The 15,213-nt window shown below is 70.8% G+C and carries 15 protein-coding genes; 5 read left to right on the forward strand and 10 right to left on the reverse strand.

Going from position 1 to position 15,213, the window contains the following annotated elements; genetic code table 11:
* The first annotated feature begins 8 nt into the window (after positions 1 to 8).
* A complete protein-coding gene (locus LZ198_RS36675; protein ID WP_253976792.1) occupies positions 9 to 1,100 on the forward strand; it encodes a carboxypeptidase-like regulatory domain-containing protein in 1,092 nt (363 codons plus the stop codon).
* 34 nt (positions 1,101 to 1,134) lie between these two features.
* Here the strand turns inward: LZ198_RS36675 and LZ198_RS36680 are convergent, their stop codons facing one another.
* From LZ198_RS36680 to LZ198_RS36705, 6 genes are all read right to left on the reverse strand, one after another.
* Positions 1,135 to 1,860 (reverse strand): HvfC/BufC N-terminal domain-containing protein, encoded by a 726-nt coding sequence (locus tag LZ198_RS36680; protein ID WP_253976793.1) that lies wholly within the window; start codon positions 1,858 to 1,860, stop codon positions 1,135 to 1,137.
* Entirely contained in the window at positions 1,857 to 2,702 is an 846-nt protein-coding gene (gene bufB / locus LZ198_RS36685) for an MNIO family bufferin maturase (protein ID WP_407667495.1), read from the reverse strand. Before bufB ends, LZ198_RS36680 begins: the two co-directional genes overlap by 4 nt.
* Before the next feature lie 120 nt (positions 2,703 to 2,822).
* On the reverse strand, positions 2,823 to 3,083 hold the full coding sequence (locus tag LZ198_RS36690; RefSeq protein ID WP_253976795.1) for a hypothetical protein: 261 nt from the start codon (positions 3,081 to 3,083) through the stop codon (positions 2,823 to 2,825).
* Between the two features lie 177 nt (positions 3,084 to 3,260).
* On the reverse strand, positions 3,261 to 4,679 hold the full coding sequence (locus tag LZ198_RS36695; RefSeq protein ID WP_253976796.1) for a hypothetical protein: 1,419 nt from the start codon (positions 4,677 to 4,679) through the stop codon (positions 3,261 to 3,263).
* Positions 4,680 to 4,919: 240 nt separating this feature from the next.
* Positions 4,920 to 5,519 (reverse strand): TetR/AcrR family transcriptional regulator, encoded by a 600-nt coding sequence (locus tag LZ198_RS36700; RefSeq protein WP_253976797.1) that lies wholly within the window; start codon positions 5,517 to 5,519, stop codon positions 4,920 to 4,922.
* Positions 5,520 to 5,533: 14 nt separating this feature from the next.
* Positions 5,534 to 6,058, reverse strand: a complete 525-nt coding sequence (locus LZ198_RS36705) for a PaaI family thioesterase (protein ID WP_253976798.1) — start codon at positions 6,056 to 6,058, stop codon at positions 5,534 to 5,536.
* Between the two features lie 189 nt (positions 6,059 to 6,247).
* Here LZ198_RS36705 and fabF point away from each other — a divergent pair, with 189 nt between their 5' ends.
* From fabF to LZ198_RS36720, 3 genes are all read left to right on the forward strand, one after another.
* Positions 6,248 to 7,492, forward strand: coding sequence for a beta-ketoacyl-ACP synthase II (fabF, locus tag LZ198_RS36710; RefSeq protein WP_253976799.1), 1,245 nt, complete (start codon positions 6,248 to 6,250; stop codon positions 7,490 to 7,492).
* Between the two features lie 338 nt (positions 7,493 to 7,830).
* Positions 7,831 to 9,462 carry a helix-turn-helix domain-containing protein gene (locus LZ198_RS36715; RefSeq protein ID WP_253976800.1) on the forward strand — a complete coding sequence of 544 codons (1,632 nt, stop codon included), beginning with the start codon at positions 7,831 to 7,833 and terminating at the stop codon, positions 9,460 to 9,462.
* Between the two features lie 2 nt (positions 9,463 to 9,464).
* Positions 9,465 to 10,337 (forward strand): tetratricopeptide repeat protein, encoded by an 873-nt coding sequence (locus tag LZ198_RS36720; RefSeq protein WP_253976825.1) that lies wholly within the window; start codon positions 9,465 to 9,467, stop codon positions 10,335 to 10,337.
* A gap of 64 nt (positions 10,338 to 10,401) precedes the next feature.
* Here the strand turns inward: LZ198_RS36720 and LZ198_RS36725 are convergent, their stop codons facing one another.
* From LZ198_RS36725 to LZ198_RS36735, 3 genes are all read right to left on the reverse strand, one after another.
* A complete protein-coding gene (locus tag LZ198_RS36725; RefSeq protein ID WP_253976801.1) occupies positions 10,402 to 10,893 on the reverse strand; it encodes a hypothetical protein in 492 nt (163 codons plus the stop codon).
* Entirely contained in the window at positions 10,890 to 11,672 is a 783-nt protein-coding gene (locus tag LZ198_RS36730) for a sulfite exporter TauE/SafE family protein (RefSeq protein ID WP_253976802.1), read from the reverse strand. Before LZ198_RS36730 ends, LZ198_RS36725 begins: the two co-directional genes overlap by 4 nt.
* A 126-nt stretch (positions 11,673 to 11,798) precedes the next feature.
* Positions 11,799 to 12,692 carry a hypothetical protein gene (locus LZ198_RS36735; protein WP_253976803.1) on the reverse strand — a complete coding sequence of 298 codons (894 nt, stop codon included), beginning with the start codon at positions 12,690 to 12,692 and terminating at the stop codon, positions 11,799 to 11,801.
* Positions 12,693 to 12,830: 138 nt separating this feature from the next.
* On the opposite strand from LZ198_RS36735, the gene LZ198_RS36740 reads away from it, so the two are divergent.
* The gene (locus LZ198_RS36740) at positions 12,831 to 14,426 is read left to right on the forward strand and encodes a leucyl aminopeptidase (protein WP_253976804.1); all 1,596 of its coding nucleotides are present in this window, start codon (positions 12,831 to 12,833) and stop codon (positions 14,424 to 14,426) included.
* Positions 14,427 to 14,551: 125 nt separating this feature from the next.
* On the opposite strand, the gene LZ198_RS36745 is transcribed toward LZ198_RS36740, so the two are convergent.
* Positions 14,552 to 15,187: a hypothetical protein gene (locus LZ198_RS36745; RefSeq protein ID WP_253976805.1), complete on the reverse strand. Its 636-nt coding sequence runs from the start codon at positions 15,185 to 15,187 to the stop codon at positions 14,552 to 14,554.
* Positions 15,188 to 15,213: the final 26 nt, after the last annotated feature.

The raw sequence follows: 15,213 nt of genomic DNA on the forward strand, positions 1-15,213 counted from the left end.
CTCTGCACATGGCGATGAGCGTCCTGCTGCTGGCGGGGCTGGGCGCGTGCGGCAACCTGGAGAACGCACCGCTGCGCGTGGGCACCATCCAGGGCCAGCTCACGGAGTTCGACCCCGCGGTGGCGACGGTGTCCCTGGTGGACCGCCCGGAGGTCTCCACCACGGTGGACGGCCTGGGCCGCTTCACCCTGGAAGGCGTCCCCACCGGGCCGGTGGACCTGTTCATCATCGCCACGGCGGAGAAGGCGACGCGCGTCTCCGTGAAGGTGGCCGGCGGACAGCGGGTGGACGTCAAGCGCGTCGCCCCGCGCGTCGCGGGCTTCCTCGAGCTGCGGGTGCGGGCGACCCACGGCGAGCGCATGGCGGGCGCGCAGGTGGCCGTCCAGGGCACGCCCTTCTCCGGCCTGCCGTTGGACGGCGGCGGACGCCTGCGGGTGGGGCCGCTCCCCGACGGGTGCTACGCGCTGACGCTGGTGGGCTCGAGCTTCCCCGAGGCCCAGTCCACCGCCTGCGTGGGCGAGGGGGAGAAGAAGGAGCTGCGGCTCGAGCTGGAGCTGAACGCGGAGTTCAGCAACCGCTGCTCGCTGACGGGGTGCGCGGATGGGCTGGTGTGCAGGAACTCGGGGCAGTGCGTGGAGTGCGTCGAGGACGACCAGTGCGGCGAGGGGATGCGCTGCAAGGGCTTCCGCTGCGGCGCCGCCGGGCCCGAGTGTGGCGCGTGCACCAAGGAAGGCCGCTGCGGAGGTGGCGCCGTCTGCCTGCTGCTCCCCGAGGGCGACACGGCCTGCGTGAAGGAGTGCACCGAGTCGCTCGACGACCAGGGCGAGAACGAGGACATCGCCGCCAGCCGCTGCGAGGCGGGCTTCACGTGTCAGCGCGGGCGCTGCCTGCCGGACCCCAACCGCTTCCTGAGCTGCCAGGCGCTGGCCCAGTTCGGCGCGGAGTGCGCGGACGACGCGCGCTGCCGCTCGCTCGGGCTCGCCACGGGCGTCTGTGTGGACGGGCTTTGCACCGTGCCCTGCGCCGAGGACCTGGAGTGCCCGGGCGAGTCGCGCTGCGAGGACTCCAGCGTCGGACTCATCTGCTCCGTGCGCCGCTGACGCGCGCGCGGTGCCCACCCGGGCTGACTTCGCGTCAGGAGCCCGGCGCGAGGACCAGGCCGTCACGCGCCAGTCGCGAGACGGCGTCCGCGATGTCGGCCTCCGCCACGCCCGTCGCCGCCGCCACGTCCGCCGCGCGCAGCCCCTCCACGGCCATCTTCAGCGCGAGCAACGCGTGGGGCGTGGCCGCCATGAAGTACGTCACGAGCTGCGCCGGGTGCCGCCACAGGAGGGCCAGCTCCTCCCCTGGCTCCGGCGGAGCCCCCTGCCCCTTCGCGCGCACATACGCGCAGATGCGAAACGGCAGCTCCAGCACCACCAGCGTGGGATTGGCCGTCAGCCCCTCCACGCTCGGGGGCATGGGCGACCGGGAGGCGAACACGGCGAAGTCGGACCACTCGAAGCGCGCGAGCGAGGGCAGGTACGGCGCGAGCCCCCGACGCGAGCCCTCGTCCGCGAGGAACGCGGCGAAGCCCTCGCCCAGGTGATTCAGCTCGTGGTGACGGGCGGGCCGCGTCAGCGTGTAGCCCTCCACCAGGGAGTCCCAGACCTCCGGCCCCGCGGCGCCCCGCGTCAGCGGGAAGAGCTTCTCCAGGCTGGTGCGCACGTGCCCCCGCACGAAGTCACCGTAGAGGGCCACGCGCGAGCGCGGCGCCTCCCAACCGGGGTGCTCGGCGAAGAGGCGGTCCAGGGTGTCTTGCTCCGGGCGGGCGAGGTAGCTGCCCATGCTGTCGAAGAAGTGCTTCAGCGTCGGCCTCATCGCGCGGCCACCTCCGTCAAGACGCCCCGCGCGCGGTCCGCCTCGTCCAGCACCGCGTCCAGGGAGGGGATGTCCTGGTCCCACTCGATGAGCGTCGACACCGGGCCGGTGCGCTCCAGGACGTAGCGATAGAGGGACCACACGTCGTCGCAGACGCGGTCGCCGTGCGTGTCGATGATGACGTCCGGATAGGTCGTGTGGCCCGCGAGGTGGATCTGCACCACGCGCTCCAGCGGCAGCGCGTCCACGAAGGCGCGCGCGTCATAGCCGTGGTTGCGTGCGTTGACGTAGACGTTGTTCACGTCCAGCAGCATGCCGCAGTCCGCCTGCTCCACCACGTGGCGGAGGAAGTCGGCCTCGGGCAGGGTGCCGCCCGGCATGTTCGCGTAGTAGCTGGGGTTCTCCAGCAGGAAGGGCTTCTCCACGCGCGCCATCACCTCGCGCACGCGGGGCACGACGTGCTCCACCGTGGCCTCCGAGAAGGGCAGCGGAAACAGGTCGTGCAGGTACACGCCCCCCAGCCGGGAGTAGCAGAGGTGGTCCGAGAAGAACGGCGCGTCCACGCGCTTCACCAGCGCCGCCAGCGCGGTGACGTAGTCCACGTCCAGCGCGTCCGGGCCGCCGATGTCGAGCCCCACGCCATGGGGCAGCACCGACCAGCGCTCGACGCAAGCATCCAGCGCGCGCTGGGGACGGCCTCCGAGCGACAGGAAGTTCTCCGGGATGATCTCCACCCAGTCGAGCGAGCGGCGGGTGCGGGGCAGCTCCTCGTAGAAGCTCCTGCGCAGGCCGATGCCCGCGCCCAGCGGTCCGAGTCCGTGTCTCTGCGCGTACGTCGCCACCACGGGGAGGACTCCTCTCGTCGCGAAATGGAACCGGGCGGTGGGGAGGACTGTTCCCACCGCCCGGCAGGGGCGCGGGGCGGGTGGACCTACCCGCCCTCGACACACCCGTGAGGACTTCTACTTCTTGCCGCCGCAGCCGCCGGCGCCGCAGCCGTGCTCGGCGCCCTTCTCAGGGGTGGCGGCGGCGTCCTTCTTCTGCTCACCGCAGCCGGCCTCGGCGCCCTTCGCCTCGGTGGCCTTGGCGGCACCACAGCTGCCCTCGGCGCCCTTCTCCGAGGTGGCCTGCTGGCCCTCCGCCGCCTTGGTGGACGCACAGCCGGTGGCGAGAGAAGCCAGGGACAGGGTGCCGACGATCGCCGCAAGAGCCTTCGCGTTCATGGTGCTTGCTTCCTTTCAGTACTGCGTTGGGGGGAACGACATGAGATGGAACGAAGCGGTCCCGGTCTCCGATGACCGTGTGAATCTGGACTCTCGGACGCTCATTACGGATGCCGGGTGATTCGCGGATGTATCCGATACGGAACGCACCGAGGACCGGTTACATCCCTGGAAGTTTCAGCGCGAGATGCCGGAGGTTCGCGGACCATCCAGCGCATCACGCAACGTGCTGTCCCGGGCCTCGACCAGACTGACTCCCGCGACGCCCACCGTCACTCCCAGCGCTTCTAGCAGACCTTCCATCTCCACAAAAGCAGGCCGCGAGAGATGACGCGCCAGCAGCGCATCGAACACGGGCTCGCCCGCGACGGAATCCACGGCCACTCCGAATGCCCCCAACGTCGACGTGGTCCCTCGCTCCGCGAGCAACTCCAACACATCCTCCAAGTGACGCGTGTTTCCAGTGGCACGGCGGATTTCCACATCGAGATGAAGCGCGAAGAGCGCACCGCTCCAGTACGTCCCTTGTGAGAAATCGCTGCTCGCGACGACCTGCTCCATGGTGCGCCCTCGCGCGGAGCGACGCCCGCGGGCGAAGCCGTCGACCAGCTCCTCCCACGCGCGCTGCGCGCTCTGTCGTCCCGAGCGTGCGCGCGCCAGCTCCGTGAAGTACGTGGCCAAGCCCTCCGACAACCACGACACGCGCGGAAGGAGGGCGGGATGCGTGAGGTGGAGCATCTCGTGGAGCGCGACCCAATCGCGCGTGAGCGACGCCTCGGTCGACGCCTCACCCAGGAGCAGCGAGATGCTCGGAGGCGAGCTCCACAGGACCATGCCGAAGAGAGGCGCGTCGCGCCCCCGCACCGGGATGACCCGCACGGTGATGCGGGGATGCGGAAAGGCGCGGCGCACGGTGCGGACCTCGCTCGCGGCCTGCTCCAACCAGCCACACACGCGCGCGTCGGAAAGGTGGGTGAAGTGGCCCAGGAGCGCGACGTCGATGACCGCGTCGACCAGCACGACCTGGCAGCGACGGCCCCCGAAGCCGTGGAAGCCGGAGTCGACCAGGTCCTCGCCCCGGAGGTGGTACACCCCGCGCGCGTCCGGGCTCCAGGGCAGCAACGCCTCCGCCTCCGAAACGCTCAGCTCCGCGCGGAGGCCAGGGGACACCTCGTGAGGCCGGAGGAGGTATGCGCGGCCCGCGACGTGCCAGGCATCGCCCTCGCCGAGGCCTGAATGCAGGTCTGGCCCGCGCCCCCGGATGCGTGCCTCCAGGGCATAGCGATAGCGCAGGATGCGAACGCCGGAGGGGACCCGGACGCCTCCGTCGACGACCTCCACGTCGAGCCGCGTCCCCTCCTCGCGATACGCGGACACCACGTCCACGCCGCCCGGCTGGGTGAAGCGGAAGTAGCGCGGGGCGCCCGGCATGAGCACCACTTCCACCTCCAACGCGTGCTCGGGAACACGCACGTAGGTGACGTGGTAGCGGAGGGCCACGCGTTGAACGGGGGGCGTGGCGGGAGGCACGCGCACGCAGGACAGCACGAGCCATGACAGGAGGCCGAGGACGACACGGATGCGTGGGCAGGGCATCGTCCGTCCACCCTACCCCGCACCGCTCCGAGACGCGTGCCAGGATGCGCCGACTGTCCGCGGCGCATCATCCCTTCGCGAGGCAACGCCCCACGCGGACGAGCCCGTCGCCTCCCTCACCCGCTCCCCGCGACCATGGCCATGCCTCCATGCTCGCGTTGCGCCCGTCGCCGCCTGCACGGACTCGGCGCTGCCTCACGGCGGGTGTCGCGCAGCGGAGGCCACCTCCACCCGCGAGGCTCAACGCTTCTTCGCGCCCTCCACCGGGGCCCGCCCCGCGAGCAGGAAGTCACGGGCGGCCTCCAGGATTTCATCCGAGAGCGGCAACGGCTTCGTCGCGCGGGCCAGCGTCATCGCGCCGAAGAGGAGCGCCACCGTCGCGAGCGCGCGCTTGCGCTCGGTGGTGCCCTCCCCCGGCACGCGCTCGCCGACGGCGCCGACGAGCGCCTCCAACCCCTCCGCGAGCGCCTCACGGGACTCCGGCGTGCCGCGCGTCAGGTCCGACAACACGGACGGCATGATGCAGCCCGTCTCCATGTTGTCCCGGATGTGGTGGTTGAGATACCGGCGCACGAAGTGGCTGAGGAACTCGGCGCCCCGGAGCTCCTCCAGTCCGCCGAGCCACCGCGACTGCTGGCGCCCGAAGAACGCGCGCACCGACTCCGCGAGCAACGTGTCCTTCGAGGCGAAGTGGGCGTAGAAGCCGCCCACCGTGAGTCCGGCGGCGCGCATCACCCGCTCCACGCTCGCGCCGCCGAAGCCCTCCTTGCGGAAGAGGGTCTCCGCGGCGGAGAGGATGCGCTCACGGGTGGCCTGCTTGTGCTCGGGTGCGTACCGCATCGCCTCGTCTCCTCCTACTCGCGGCCTCCCGCTCCCGGGGGCCGGAACAACATGCACGTCGTCGTGCCGTGGGCATACAGCTTCCCGGCCGCGTCGGTCAGCTTCGCCTGCGCCGTGGCCACGCGCCCACCCACGTGGATGACCTCTCCGGTGCACCAGAGCTTCCCCGTGTCATGGGAGATGGCGCGCACCATGTTCACGTGGAGCTCCAAAGTCGTGTAGCCCGAACCCGCCGGCAACGTGGAGTGCACCGCGCACCCCAGGGCGGAGTCCAGCAACGTGGCCGCCAGTCCCCCGTGCACCGTCCCGATGGGGTTGTAGTGATACTCCGCCGGCTCCACCTCGAACACCGCGCGCCCCTCCGACACCTCCACGGGCGTGAAGCCCATCAGCGCCGCGATGGGCGCCCCGGGCACCTCTCCCCGGACGATGGCCTTCAGGTACTCCAACCCGGACAGCGTCTTCGCCGCCGCCACGCCCTCCCGGTAGTCCCTCCACGTCACCGTCCGCGTCCGCGCCGAACCCTGTCCCTCGCTCATCGATGGCTCTCCTCGGTATTCAAATGATGTCCATCATTCCATGTGGGACCAGTGGAGCACTTCCTGGTGAACTCCGCTTGCCGCCATTTGATTATCTCCATAATACAATCCGCCATCCAGTTCATGGGGAGAGGGCGGACGGCGGGCCGGGGCCGTGCGTCGCTCCCATGGCGAGCAAGGGAGCAGCGGATGCAGAAGCGACGCGTGGTGGTGACGGGCATGGGGCTCATCAGCCCGTGCGGTATCGGGGTGGAGGCGAGCTGGGAGTCGCTCATCCACGGGCGCAGCGGCGTGGGGCCCATCACGCTGTTCGACGCGAGCCGGCTCGACTCGCGCATCGCCGGTGAGGTGAAGGGCTTCGACCCCGAGTCCTTCATCGAGCGACGCGAGGCGCGCCGCATGGACCGCTTCGCCCAGTTCGCGGTCGTGGCCGCGGACATGGCGCTGGCGGACTCGGGCCTGAAGGCCACACCGGAGAACGCCGAGCGCGTCGCCGTCATCATCGGCTCGGGAATCGGCGGCATCTCCAGCCTGGAGGAGACCTACCGGCGCGCGATGGAGAAGGGACCGGACCGCATCAGCCCGTTCTTCATCCTGCAGATGATCATCAACATGGCGCCCGGGTACGTCACCCTGCGCCACGGCTTCAAGGGCCCGTCGTGGTCCACCAACTCCGCGTGCAGCACCAGTGCCCACGCGCTGGGAGAGGCGCTGCGCGGCATCCAGCGCGGTGAGTTCGACGCGGCCGTCGCGGGCGGCTCCGAGGCGCCCATCAGCCTGCTGGGCGTGGGCGGCTTCGCGGCGATGAAGGCCCTGTCCACGCGCAACGACTCCCCCGAGACCGCCAGCCGGCCCTTCGACGTGGATCGCGACGGGTTCGTGGTCGCCGAGGGCGCCGGCATGCTGGTGCTCGAGGAGCTGGAGCACGCCCGGGCGCGGGGCGCGCGCATCCTCGCCGAGTTGGTGGGCTACGGCGCCAGCTCCGACGCGCACCACGTCACCCAGCCCGCCCCCGAGCACGAGGGCGCCCAGCGCAGCATGCGCGCCGCGCTGAACGACGCCGGGCTGCGTCCCGCGGACATCGGCTACATCAACGCCCACGGCACCTCGACGGACATCGGCGACGTGCTGGAGATGGAGGGCATCGCCCGCGTCTTCGGCGACGCCGCGCGCTCGGTCGCCATCTCCTCCACCAAGTCGATGACCGGCCACATGAACGGCGCGGCGGGCGCGGCGGAGGCCGTCGTCAGCGTGCTCGCCCTCACCCGCGGCGTGCTGCCGCCCACCATCAACCTCCACCACCAGGACCCGCGCATCCTCCTCGACTGCGTCCCCAACACCGCGCGCGAGGCCCGCGTGGACGCGGTGATGAGCAACTCCTTCGGCTTCGGAGGCACCAACGTGTCCCTCGTCTTCCGGCGGATGATCGCCTGACTGCCGCCCCAACGACCGCGGACTCCATCGCTGTAAACCGTGAAATCCAGTTTACCGACCGCCCACGTCACGATGCCGCGACGCGGCGGTAAAGCGATTGACAACGTGCGTCAGAAACCTGCCTCGACGCACATCGCCACCGCCATAAAGCACAATAATTACATGTAGATACATCCCCTCCATGGTCGAAGTGCGGATGGTGGACAGCCGGTCCGTCGGCCGCAGCACAGGGGTCCGCCCGAAGAAAAACGTTGATTGCAAATCGGTAAATCGATTTGCAGAGTGGTTGTGAGGAGCCAGGGAGCCGGGCCAGGACGCTCCATGGATCCGATTCGGCCATGAACGACAACGCACTGAACGCCAACGTGGGCTTGAAGCTCCGGGGGCTGCGTCTTGCCCGCAACATCAAGCAGGCGGACGCGGCGAAGGACCTCGGGGTATCGCCCGCGTATCTGAACCTCATTGAGAAGGGCAAACGGGTCATGCCCTTCCCGCTGCTGTGGAAGGCGCTGCGGTACTTCGACCAGGACCCCGAGCAGTTCATGTCCACGCTGGGCGAGGGCCGCGTGGACGAGGCGCTCGCCAAGCTGCTCGACGAGCCGCTGCTCAAGAGCCTGGACATCGACCCGGAGTCGCTCCAGTCGCTGTCGGCGGAGCCGAAGCTGGCCGGCACGGTGGCCGCGCTCTTCAACCTCTACAAGAACACGCGCACGCAGTTGGAGAACGTGCTCGCGCAGCTCAACGTCGAGGAGCGCACGCGCACGCAGGCTGGCGCGGGCAACGGCACGGTGCCGGGCGTGCGGTTCGACTACTCACCGTTCGACGAGGTGAGCGACTTCCTGGAGACGCACCGCAACTACTTCCCGGAGCTGGAGGAGCAGGCGGAGGAGCTGCGGCGGGACGTCAGCATGGAGCGACAGCTCACCAGCGGCCAGCTCATCCAGCTCCTGGAGAAGCGCTTCGGCTACCGCGTCCACTTCGACCCCGCGCCGAGCGGCTCGTCCGTGGTGCGCCGGTTGGACCCGGAGGAGCAGACGCTCACGCTGTCGCCGGACCTCACCGAGCAGCCGCTGAAGTTCCAGATCGCCGCGTCCATCGGCCTGTTGATGCTCGACCGCGAGAAGCTGGTCGAGCGCATCCTCGGCGCGGGCCGCACGCGGCACGCGGAGACGCAGCGGCTCATCAAGGTCAACCTGGCGAACTACTTCGCCGGCGCGCTGATGCTGCCCTACGGGGACTTCTTCAAGGAGGTCCAGCGCACGCGCTACGACGTGGAGCTGCTGTCGAGCATCTTCGGCTCCACCTACGAGACGGTGGCGCACCGGCTGTGCAACCTGTCGGACCCCAAGCGCCCGGGCATCCCCTTCCACTTCCTGCGCTCGGACATCGCCGGCAACATCTCCAAGCGCTACAGCGGCACCGGCATCCGCTTCGCCACCGGCGGCGGCAGTTGCGGCAAGTGGGCCGTGCACCTGGCCTTCCTCAACCCGTCCCAGCTCACCCGGCAGTACTCCATGATGCCGGACGGCACGACGTACTTCTGCTTCGCCAAGGTGCAGTTGCAGCCCACCGAGGGCTCCATCGTGAAGGGCACCGCGTACTCCATCGGCCTGGGGACCCACGCGGAGAACGCCAAGTACCTGGCCTACGGCCTGCCCACCAACGACCTGCGCAAGGACGCCATCCCCTCCGGCATCTCCTGCCGCTTCTGCGAGCGCACGGACTGCAACCAGCGCGCGGCCGCCAGCTACCGCTTCGCCTTCGCCTTCGACGAGTACACCAAGAAGGACTGCTTCTTCTCCCCGCTGCTGGGCTACGAGCAGGGCGAGAAGCACGAGAAGGAGCGCCATGCGCCGGGCCCCAGCGGCGCGCACGTGATTCCGCCCGCGGCCGTCAATGGCGCTGACCGGAGCGAGAAGCATGATTCGTTGGACAAGGCGGCCCGGCGCCGCAAGGGTGGCGACGCTTGAGCATGCACCCGTCCGACGACACCGAACGCGCCCACCTCCTCGAGGCGCTCCAGAAGCAGAAGAACACGCTCGCCACCACGCGCATCACCGGCACCCCCGCGCAGATCGGCCAGGGGCTGGTGGGGCTCGCCGAGCTGCACGGCATGCTGGAGGACCACGCCGCCAGCCGGCAGTGCTACGAGGAGGCGCTCGCCCTGTTCAAGGAGGCCGGCAACAAGCCCGGCCAGGCCCAGGCGTGCTTCGGGCTGGGCGTGGTGAAGGCCCACTTCGAGGACCACCGCGGCGCGGTGGAGCTCATCGCCCAGGCCGCCAAGCTCTTCAACGAGACGAAGGACCGCGACGGCGAGGCGCTGTCGCGCGCCTGCATCGGCGAGTCCCTGCGCGCCCTGGGGCAGCCCGACGCGGCCGAGGAGAAGTACCAGGAGGCGCTCATCCTCTACCGGCAGACGCGCAACAACGAGCGCATCGCCCGGCTGCTGCTCGACATCGGCGACATCCGGATGGAGAAGGCCGAGTACGAGCCGGCCCGCAAGCGCTTCCTGGAGGCCATCCCCCTGCTGGAGCAGGGCGAGGACCCGGAGGCGCTCGCGCTGGGCCACCTGCTGCTGGGCGAGTCCGAGGGCCTGCTCGGCAACCACGAGCCGGCGCGCACGCACCTGCTGCGCGCGGTGGAGCTCTACCAGGAGCTGCACGACCACGTGTACGAGGCGCGCGCCCGCTGGGACCTGGGCCTGTCCTGCTACTACACGCAGGACCTGGCCGCCGCGCGCGTCCAGTTGGAGGCGGTGCTGCCGCTCTACGAGGAGCAGGGCCGCATGGACGAGGTCGCCAAGGTGCGCAACATCCTCGCCCACTTCACGGCGCGAGGCGCCTGAAGCCGCGCGGGGCTCCCCAGGCCTCGCGTCCGCGGGCCCTGGGAGTCCACGCGCAGCGCGCCACTCACGCCTGGATGCCGGCCCCCACCGCGAGGGCCAGCAGCCCCAGCACGCCGGCGGAGATGGCCAGGTAGCGCCACTCCCCGCGCAGCCCCAGCAGCGTCCCGGCCACGCCCAGCCGCGCCACGGGCGTCACCAGGAGCAGGGAGGCCGCCGCCTTGCGCAGTTGGTCGATGGCGACGTGTGTCTCCTCCGTGCCGGGCAGCGCCTCCAGTCCCAGCGACAGCACGAACATCGCGCCGCTGAGGACCGCGCCCACCCGCAGGACGCGGGCGATCCACCGCTCCCCCGCCACCGTCCGGTCCCTCGCGGGGACCGAGTCACCCGAGGGGACGTCCAGCTCCGCGGCGGTGACGGGTTCCGCGTCCAGCGCCGGGGCCTCGGCGCGCGCCGCCGCGGCCATCATCGTGTTGCGACCCAACCTCGCCGCCGGCTCCGCGACCACCGCCGCGGTCACCGGCGGCGATACCGAGCCATCCGGCTCTCCCCCACTCACTTCCACACGTTCGGCCACAATCCCGCCCCTCCCTTCCACAACATCTGTCCGGCCACCGTCAGCAGCACCAACGCGAAGAGCTTCTTGAGCACCGCCGTGGGCACCCGCGGCATCAGCCTCCCGCCGATGGAGGCGCCCACGAGCACGCCCACCACCAGCGGCGACACCAGCGCCAGCTTCAGGTGGCCGCGCAGCGCGTACGCGGCGACGCTCGCCGCCCCCGTCACGCCGATCATCAGGTTGCTGGTGGCGCTGGCGACCTTGAAGGGCACGCGCATGCCGTAGCTCATCAGCGGCACCTTCAGCGGTCCGCCGCCCACGCCCAGCAGCGCGGACAGGCCGCCCGCCACGAACGAGCCGGAGATGCCGAGCGGGTAGTTCGTCGGCCGGTAGTCGTCCAGCGTCGAGGGCTCGTGGCGCGGCGAGCGCACCAGCATCATCTGCAGCGCGACGTACAGCGTGAAGAAGCCGAAGACGACCGCCACCATGGCCGGCGCGATGAGCGCCGCCACCATCCCTCCGACGATGGCGCCCAGCACCGTGGCCAGCTCCAGCGTCAGCCCCAGGCGGATGTCACTCAGGTGGTTGTCCACGTAGCCGGCCGCGGCCGCGCACGAGTTGGCGACCACGCACATCAGGCTGGCGGGGACCGCCTCCTCCAACGGCAGGCCGAAGCCCAACACCAACGCGGGCACCAGGACGATGCCACCTCCGATACCCAGCATCGCGCCCAGTGTCCCCGCGAGCCCGCCCACGCCGATGAGGAGGAGAACCGTCATGCCTCTCCGAGGATAGGAGCGGCCCCGGACTTCGGACAGCGGCATTCCCCGTCGAGCGATCGGCTCGGCAGCACGGTTGCTCTGCGCGCGAACCTGGGCTGCCCCCGAGGGACGGATGCGCCCACGCTACGCCGCGCGTACGCCCAGGTTCCCTTCGGGAAACGCCTCCAGGAAGCGGGCGCGCGTACGGGGTGTGAATGTGCCCCTCGTCATGTAGCCGTGCAACCTCCGCAGGACGCCACGCGCCGACTCCAGCGCACCTTCGACCTCCTGCGAGAAGTCGAACGTGTCGTTGCGGTACAGCTCCTGGAAGGACAGGTGCGCGAAGGCGGGCAGCGCGCGGGTGCGGCCCACCGGGCTGGAGAGGAAGAGTCCGGAAACGTACAGGCCGCGCACCCAGCCATCCACCTCCGCCTTGGAGGGCGCCTGGCCCACGCGCTCCTGCGACGACAGGCGCACCAGCTCGTAGATGCCCCGGCCGATGCCGCGCCACGGGAAGCCCGGACTCTTCACGACCTGACACTTCTCGCGCAGCCGGGGCGAGCCGAGCAGCTCCACCCCGTGCAGCTCGCGCAGGTAGAAGAGCGTCTGCGCCCACTCGATGTCGCGGTGCGCCGACAGGGCGCGCTCGCCGCGTCGACGGTGGCGCACGACGAGCGCCTCCACCACGGGGTTGAGGCGCCGGTCGATGCACAGGTGCGTGAAGTAACCGGCCAGCAGGGCCAGCCCCGGCTCGGTGCCCACGAGCGCGCCGGTGGCCACCAGCTCCGCCATCTTCAGCCCGAAGCCCACCGGGGCGCGCTCGTGGTACAGCCGCGCGAACAGCGGCAGCTCCCGCTCCGGCAGGAAGGCGGCCAGGCCTCCTCGTACGCCTTCACACAGGGGGAGGTCCGGGAGCGCCGCGCCGAAGCGCGCGTACGGCAGGTCTTCCGACAACGCGCGAACCCAATCCGCCGGCAGCTCGCCGGGGTTGGCGGCCAACCGTTCGATGGCGGTCAGGTGCATCAGCAAGGTGGGCATGGCCCCTGACTGCTACCCAGCCCCCAACGCCAATGCAACCACCCGGATGACATCCAGCGCTTTGCGAGGCATCAGGTGGGGGGTACAGTCCGCGGCCTTCACGTCCTTCCCCTCTCCCGTTCAGGAGTTCATCGGCCCATGAATTTCAGCTTCGTCTCCGGCGACGCCACCCGTGTGAATGGCGACCTGCTCGTCATTCCCCTCTTCGAGGGCGAGCTGGGCGACGGTGGCCCGGCCTCGCTGGCCGCGGCCGACAGTGCCCTGGAGGGCCGCCTGCGGGGCGCCGCCACCCAGGAGGGCTTCAAGGCGAAGACGGACCAATCGCTGGTGATGCACACGCTCGGCCGCGTCACGGCGGAGCGCGTGCTCCTCCTGGGCCTGGGCAACCGCGCCCGCTTCACCCCGGAGGTGCTGCGCCTGGCCGCCGGCCGCGCCGCGAAGACGGCCCAGCGGCTCAAGGTGTCGTCGCTGACGGTGGCGCTGCCCACCACCGACGCGGCCCCGGACGCGGTGCGGGCCATCGCGGAGGGCCTGGAGCTGGGCGCCTACCGGTTCGACAAGTACAAGTCCGCCGCGCGCGAGGACAAGAGCGCGCCCCGCCCGGCCAAGGTGGCGCTGGTGCTGCCCGAGGGCGCGGAGAAGTCGCGTGAGCTGGACGACGCGCTGGCGCTGGGCCGCCGCGTGGCGGAGGCCACCAACTGGGCCCGCGACCTGGTCAACGAGCCGCCCAACGCGGTGACGCCCACGGTGCTCGCCGAGGCCGCGCGCGCGTCCGCGAAGCAGCACGGGCTGAAGGTCACCATCGGTGGCCAGCGCGAAATCGAGAAGCTGAAGATGGGCATGTTCCTGGGCGTCACCGCCGGGAGCACCGAGGAGCCGCGCCTCATCCACGTCGAGTACACGCCGAAGAACGCGCGCGACGCCAAGCGCCCGCCGCTGGCGCTGGTGGGCAAGGCCATCACCTTCGACTCCGGCGGTCTGTCGCTCAAGCCCACCGAGGGCATGGTGGACATGAAGACGGACATGGCGGGCTCCGCCGCGGTGCTGGGCGCCATGCGCGTCATCGCCGCGCTCAAGCCGCCCTTCCCCGTGCACGCCTTCATCGGCGCGTGCGAGAACATGCCCGCCGGCAACGCATACAAGCCAGGTGACATCCTCACGTCGCGGCTGGGCAAGACGGTGGAAATCACCAACACGGACGCCGAGGGGCGCCTCGTCCTGGGCGACATCCTCACCTGGGCCTGCGAGCACGAGCCGTCCGCCGTCATCGACCTGGCCACGCTCACCGGCGCCTGCATCGTCGCGCTGGGCAACTACATCGTCGGCGCGTTCGGCGAGCATGACGGCGCGGTGAACGAGGTCCTCCAGTCCGCGCGCAACGCGGGCGAGGAGATGTGGCGCATGCCGGTGAGCGACCTGCAGAAGGACGCGCTGCGCTCCGAGGTCGCCGACATGAAGAACTCCGGCGAGCGCTGGGGCGGCTCCATCAACGCCGCGCTCTTCCTCAAGGAGTTCGTGGGCGACACGCCGTGGGTGCACCTGGACATCGCCGGTCCGTCCAACAGCCCCAAGGAGCGCGGCTACCTGTCCAAGGGCGCCACGGGCGTCGGCGTGCGCACCCTGGTCGAGTGGGTGCGGCTGCGGACGAAGGCACAGGAGAGCGAGCCGGCGGTCGCCGCGCCCGCGAAGCCCGCCCGCGCCGCGAAGGGCGCGCGCAAGGCCGCTCGCGGCTGAAGCGGCTTCTCCGGGGTGCCGTCAGGGGACGTCCCTGACGGCGCCACCGTGCATCATCGCGAGCCACGTCGACCCAGCAGCCGCCTCCTGGCGAGCCCCCGACACACGAAGGCCCGGGTTCTCGCTCAGCGCGCGCGCCGGGCCTGGGGCAGCGTGCCCGGCGGCGTCTTGTGGTCGGGGAGCGGGCGGATGCCCTCGATGAGGGCGTCGACGTTCTGCATCACGGACGCCACCGCCTGGGCGGGCCAGGTGGCGAGCATCATCAACACGTGCCCCTTGCGCCCGTCGCGGACGGCGACGCGGCCATGCACGCCATCCCCCACCTGGAAGTCGAAGCCCACCGCGTTGTCGGACAGCGACAAGGGCACCGGGTCCGTGGTGGTGAAGCCGGGCTGCTGGCGCAGCCCCTCGGTGAGCCGCTCTGCGAACTGCGTGGGCGTGGCCACCGCGGGCGCCACCTGGAGCACCACCTGCGCGCCGGAGGGCGGGTGGCGCAGCACGACGGGGATGGAGAGGCCCTCCGGGGTGCGCTCGTTCGTCTCGTCCAACTGCCACTCGTCGCTGGGGCGCACGATTTCGAAGCCCAGCTCCTCGTCCACGTAGGGGGTGTTCGCGGACGCGGGCAGCGCGCCCGCCATCCCGGAGCCGCCGACGCCCTGCGTCCTGGCGGCGGCCGCGTCCACCTTCCCCGCCTGGCGCGCGCCGCTGCACGCGGTGCCGAGCACCAGGATTGCCCACGCCAGCTTCCGCAAACCGCCCATGTCCATCGTCCCCCGCCGCAATGGCC

The sequence above is a fragment of the Myxococcus dinghuensis genome (genome assembly GCF_024198235.1).
Taxonomy (GTDB): Bacteria; Myxococcota; Myxococcia; order Myxococcales; family Myxococcaceae; genus Myxococcus; species Myxococcus dinghuensis.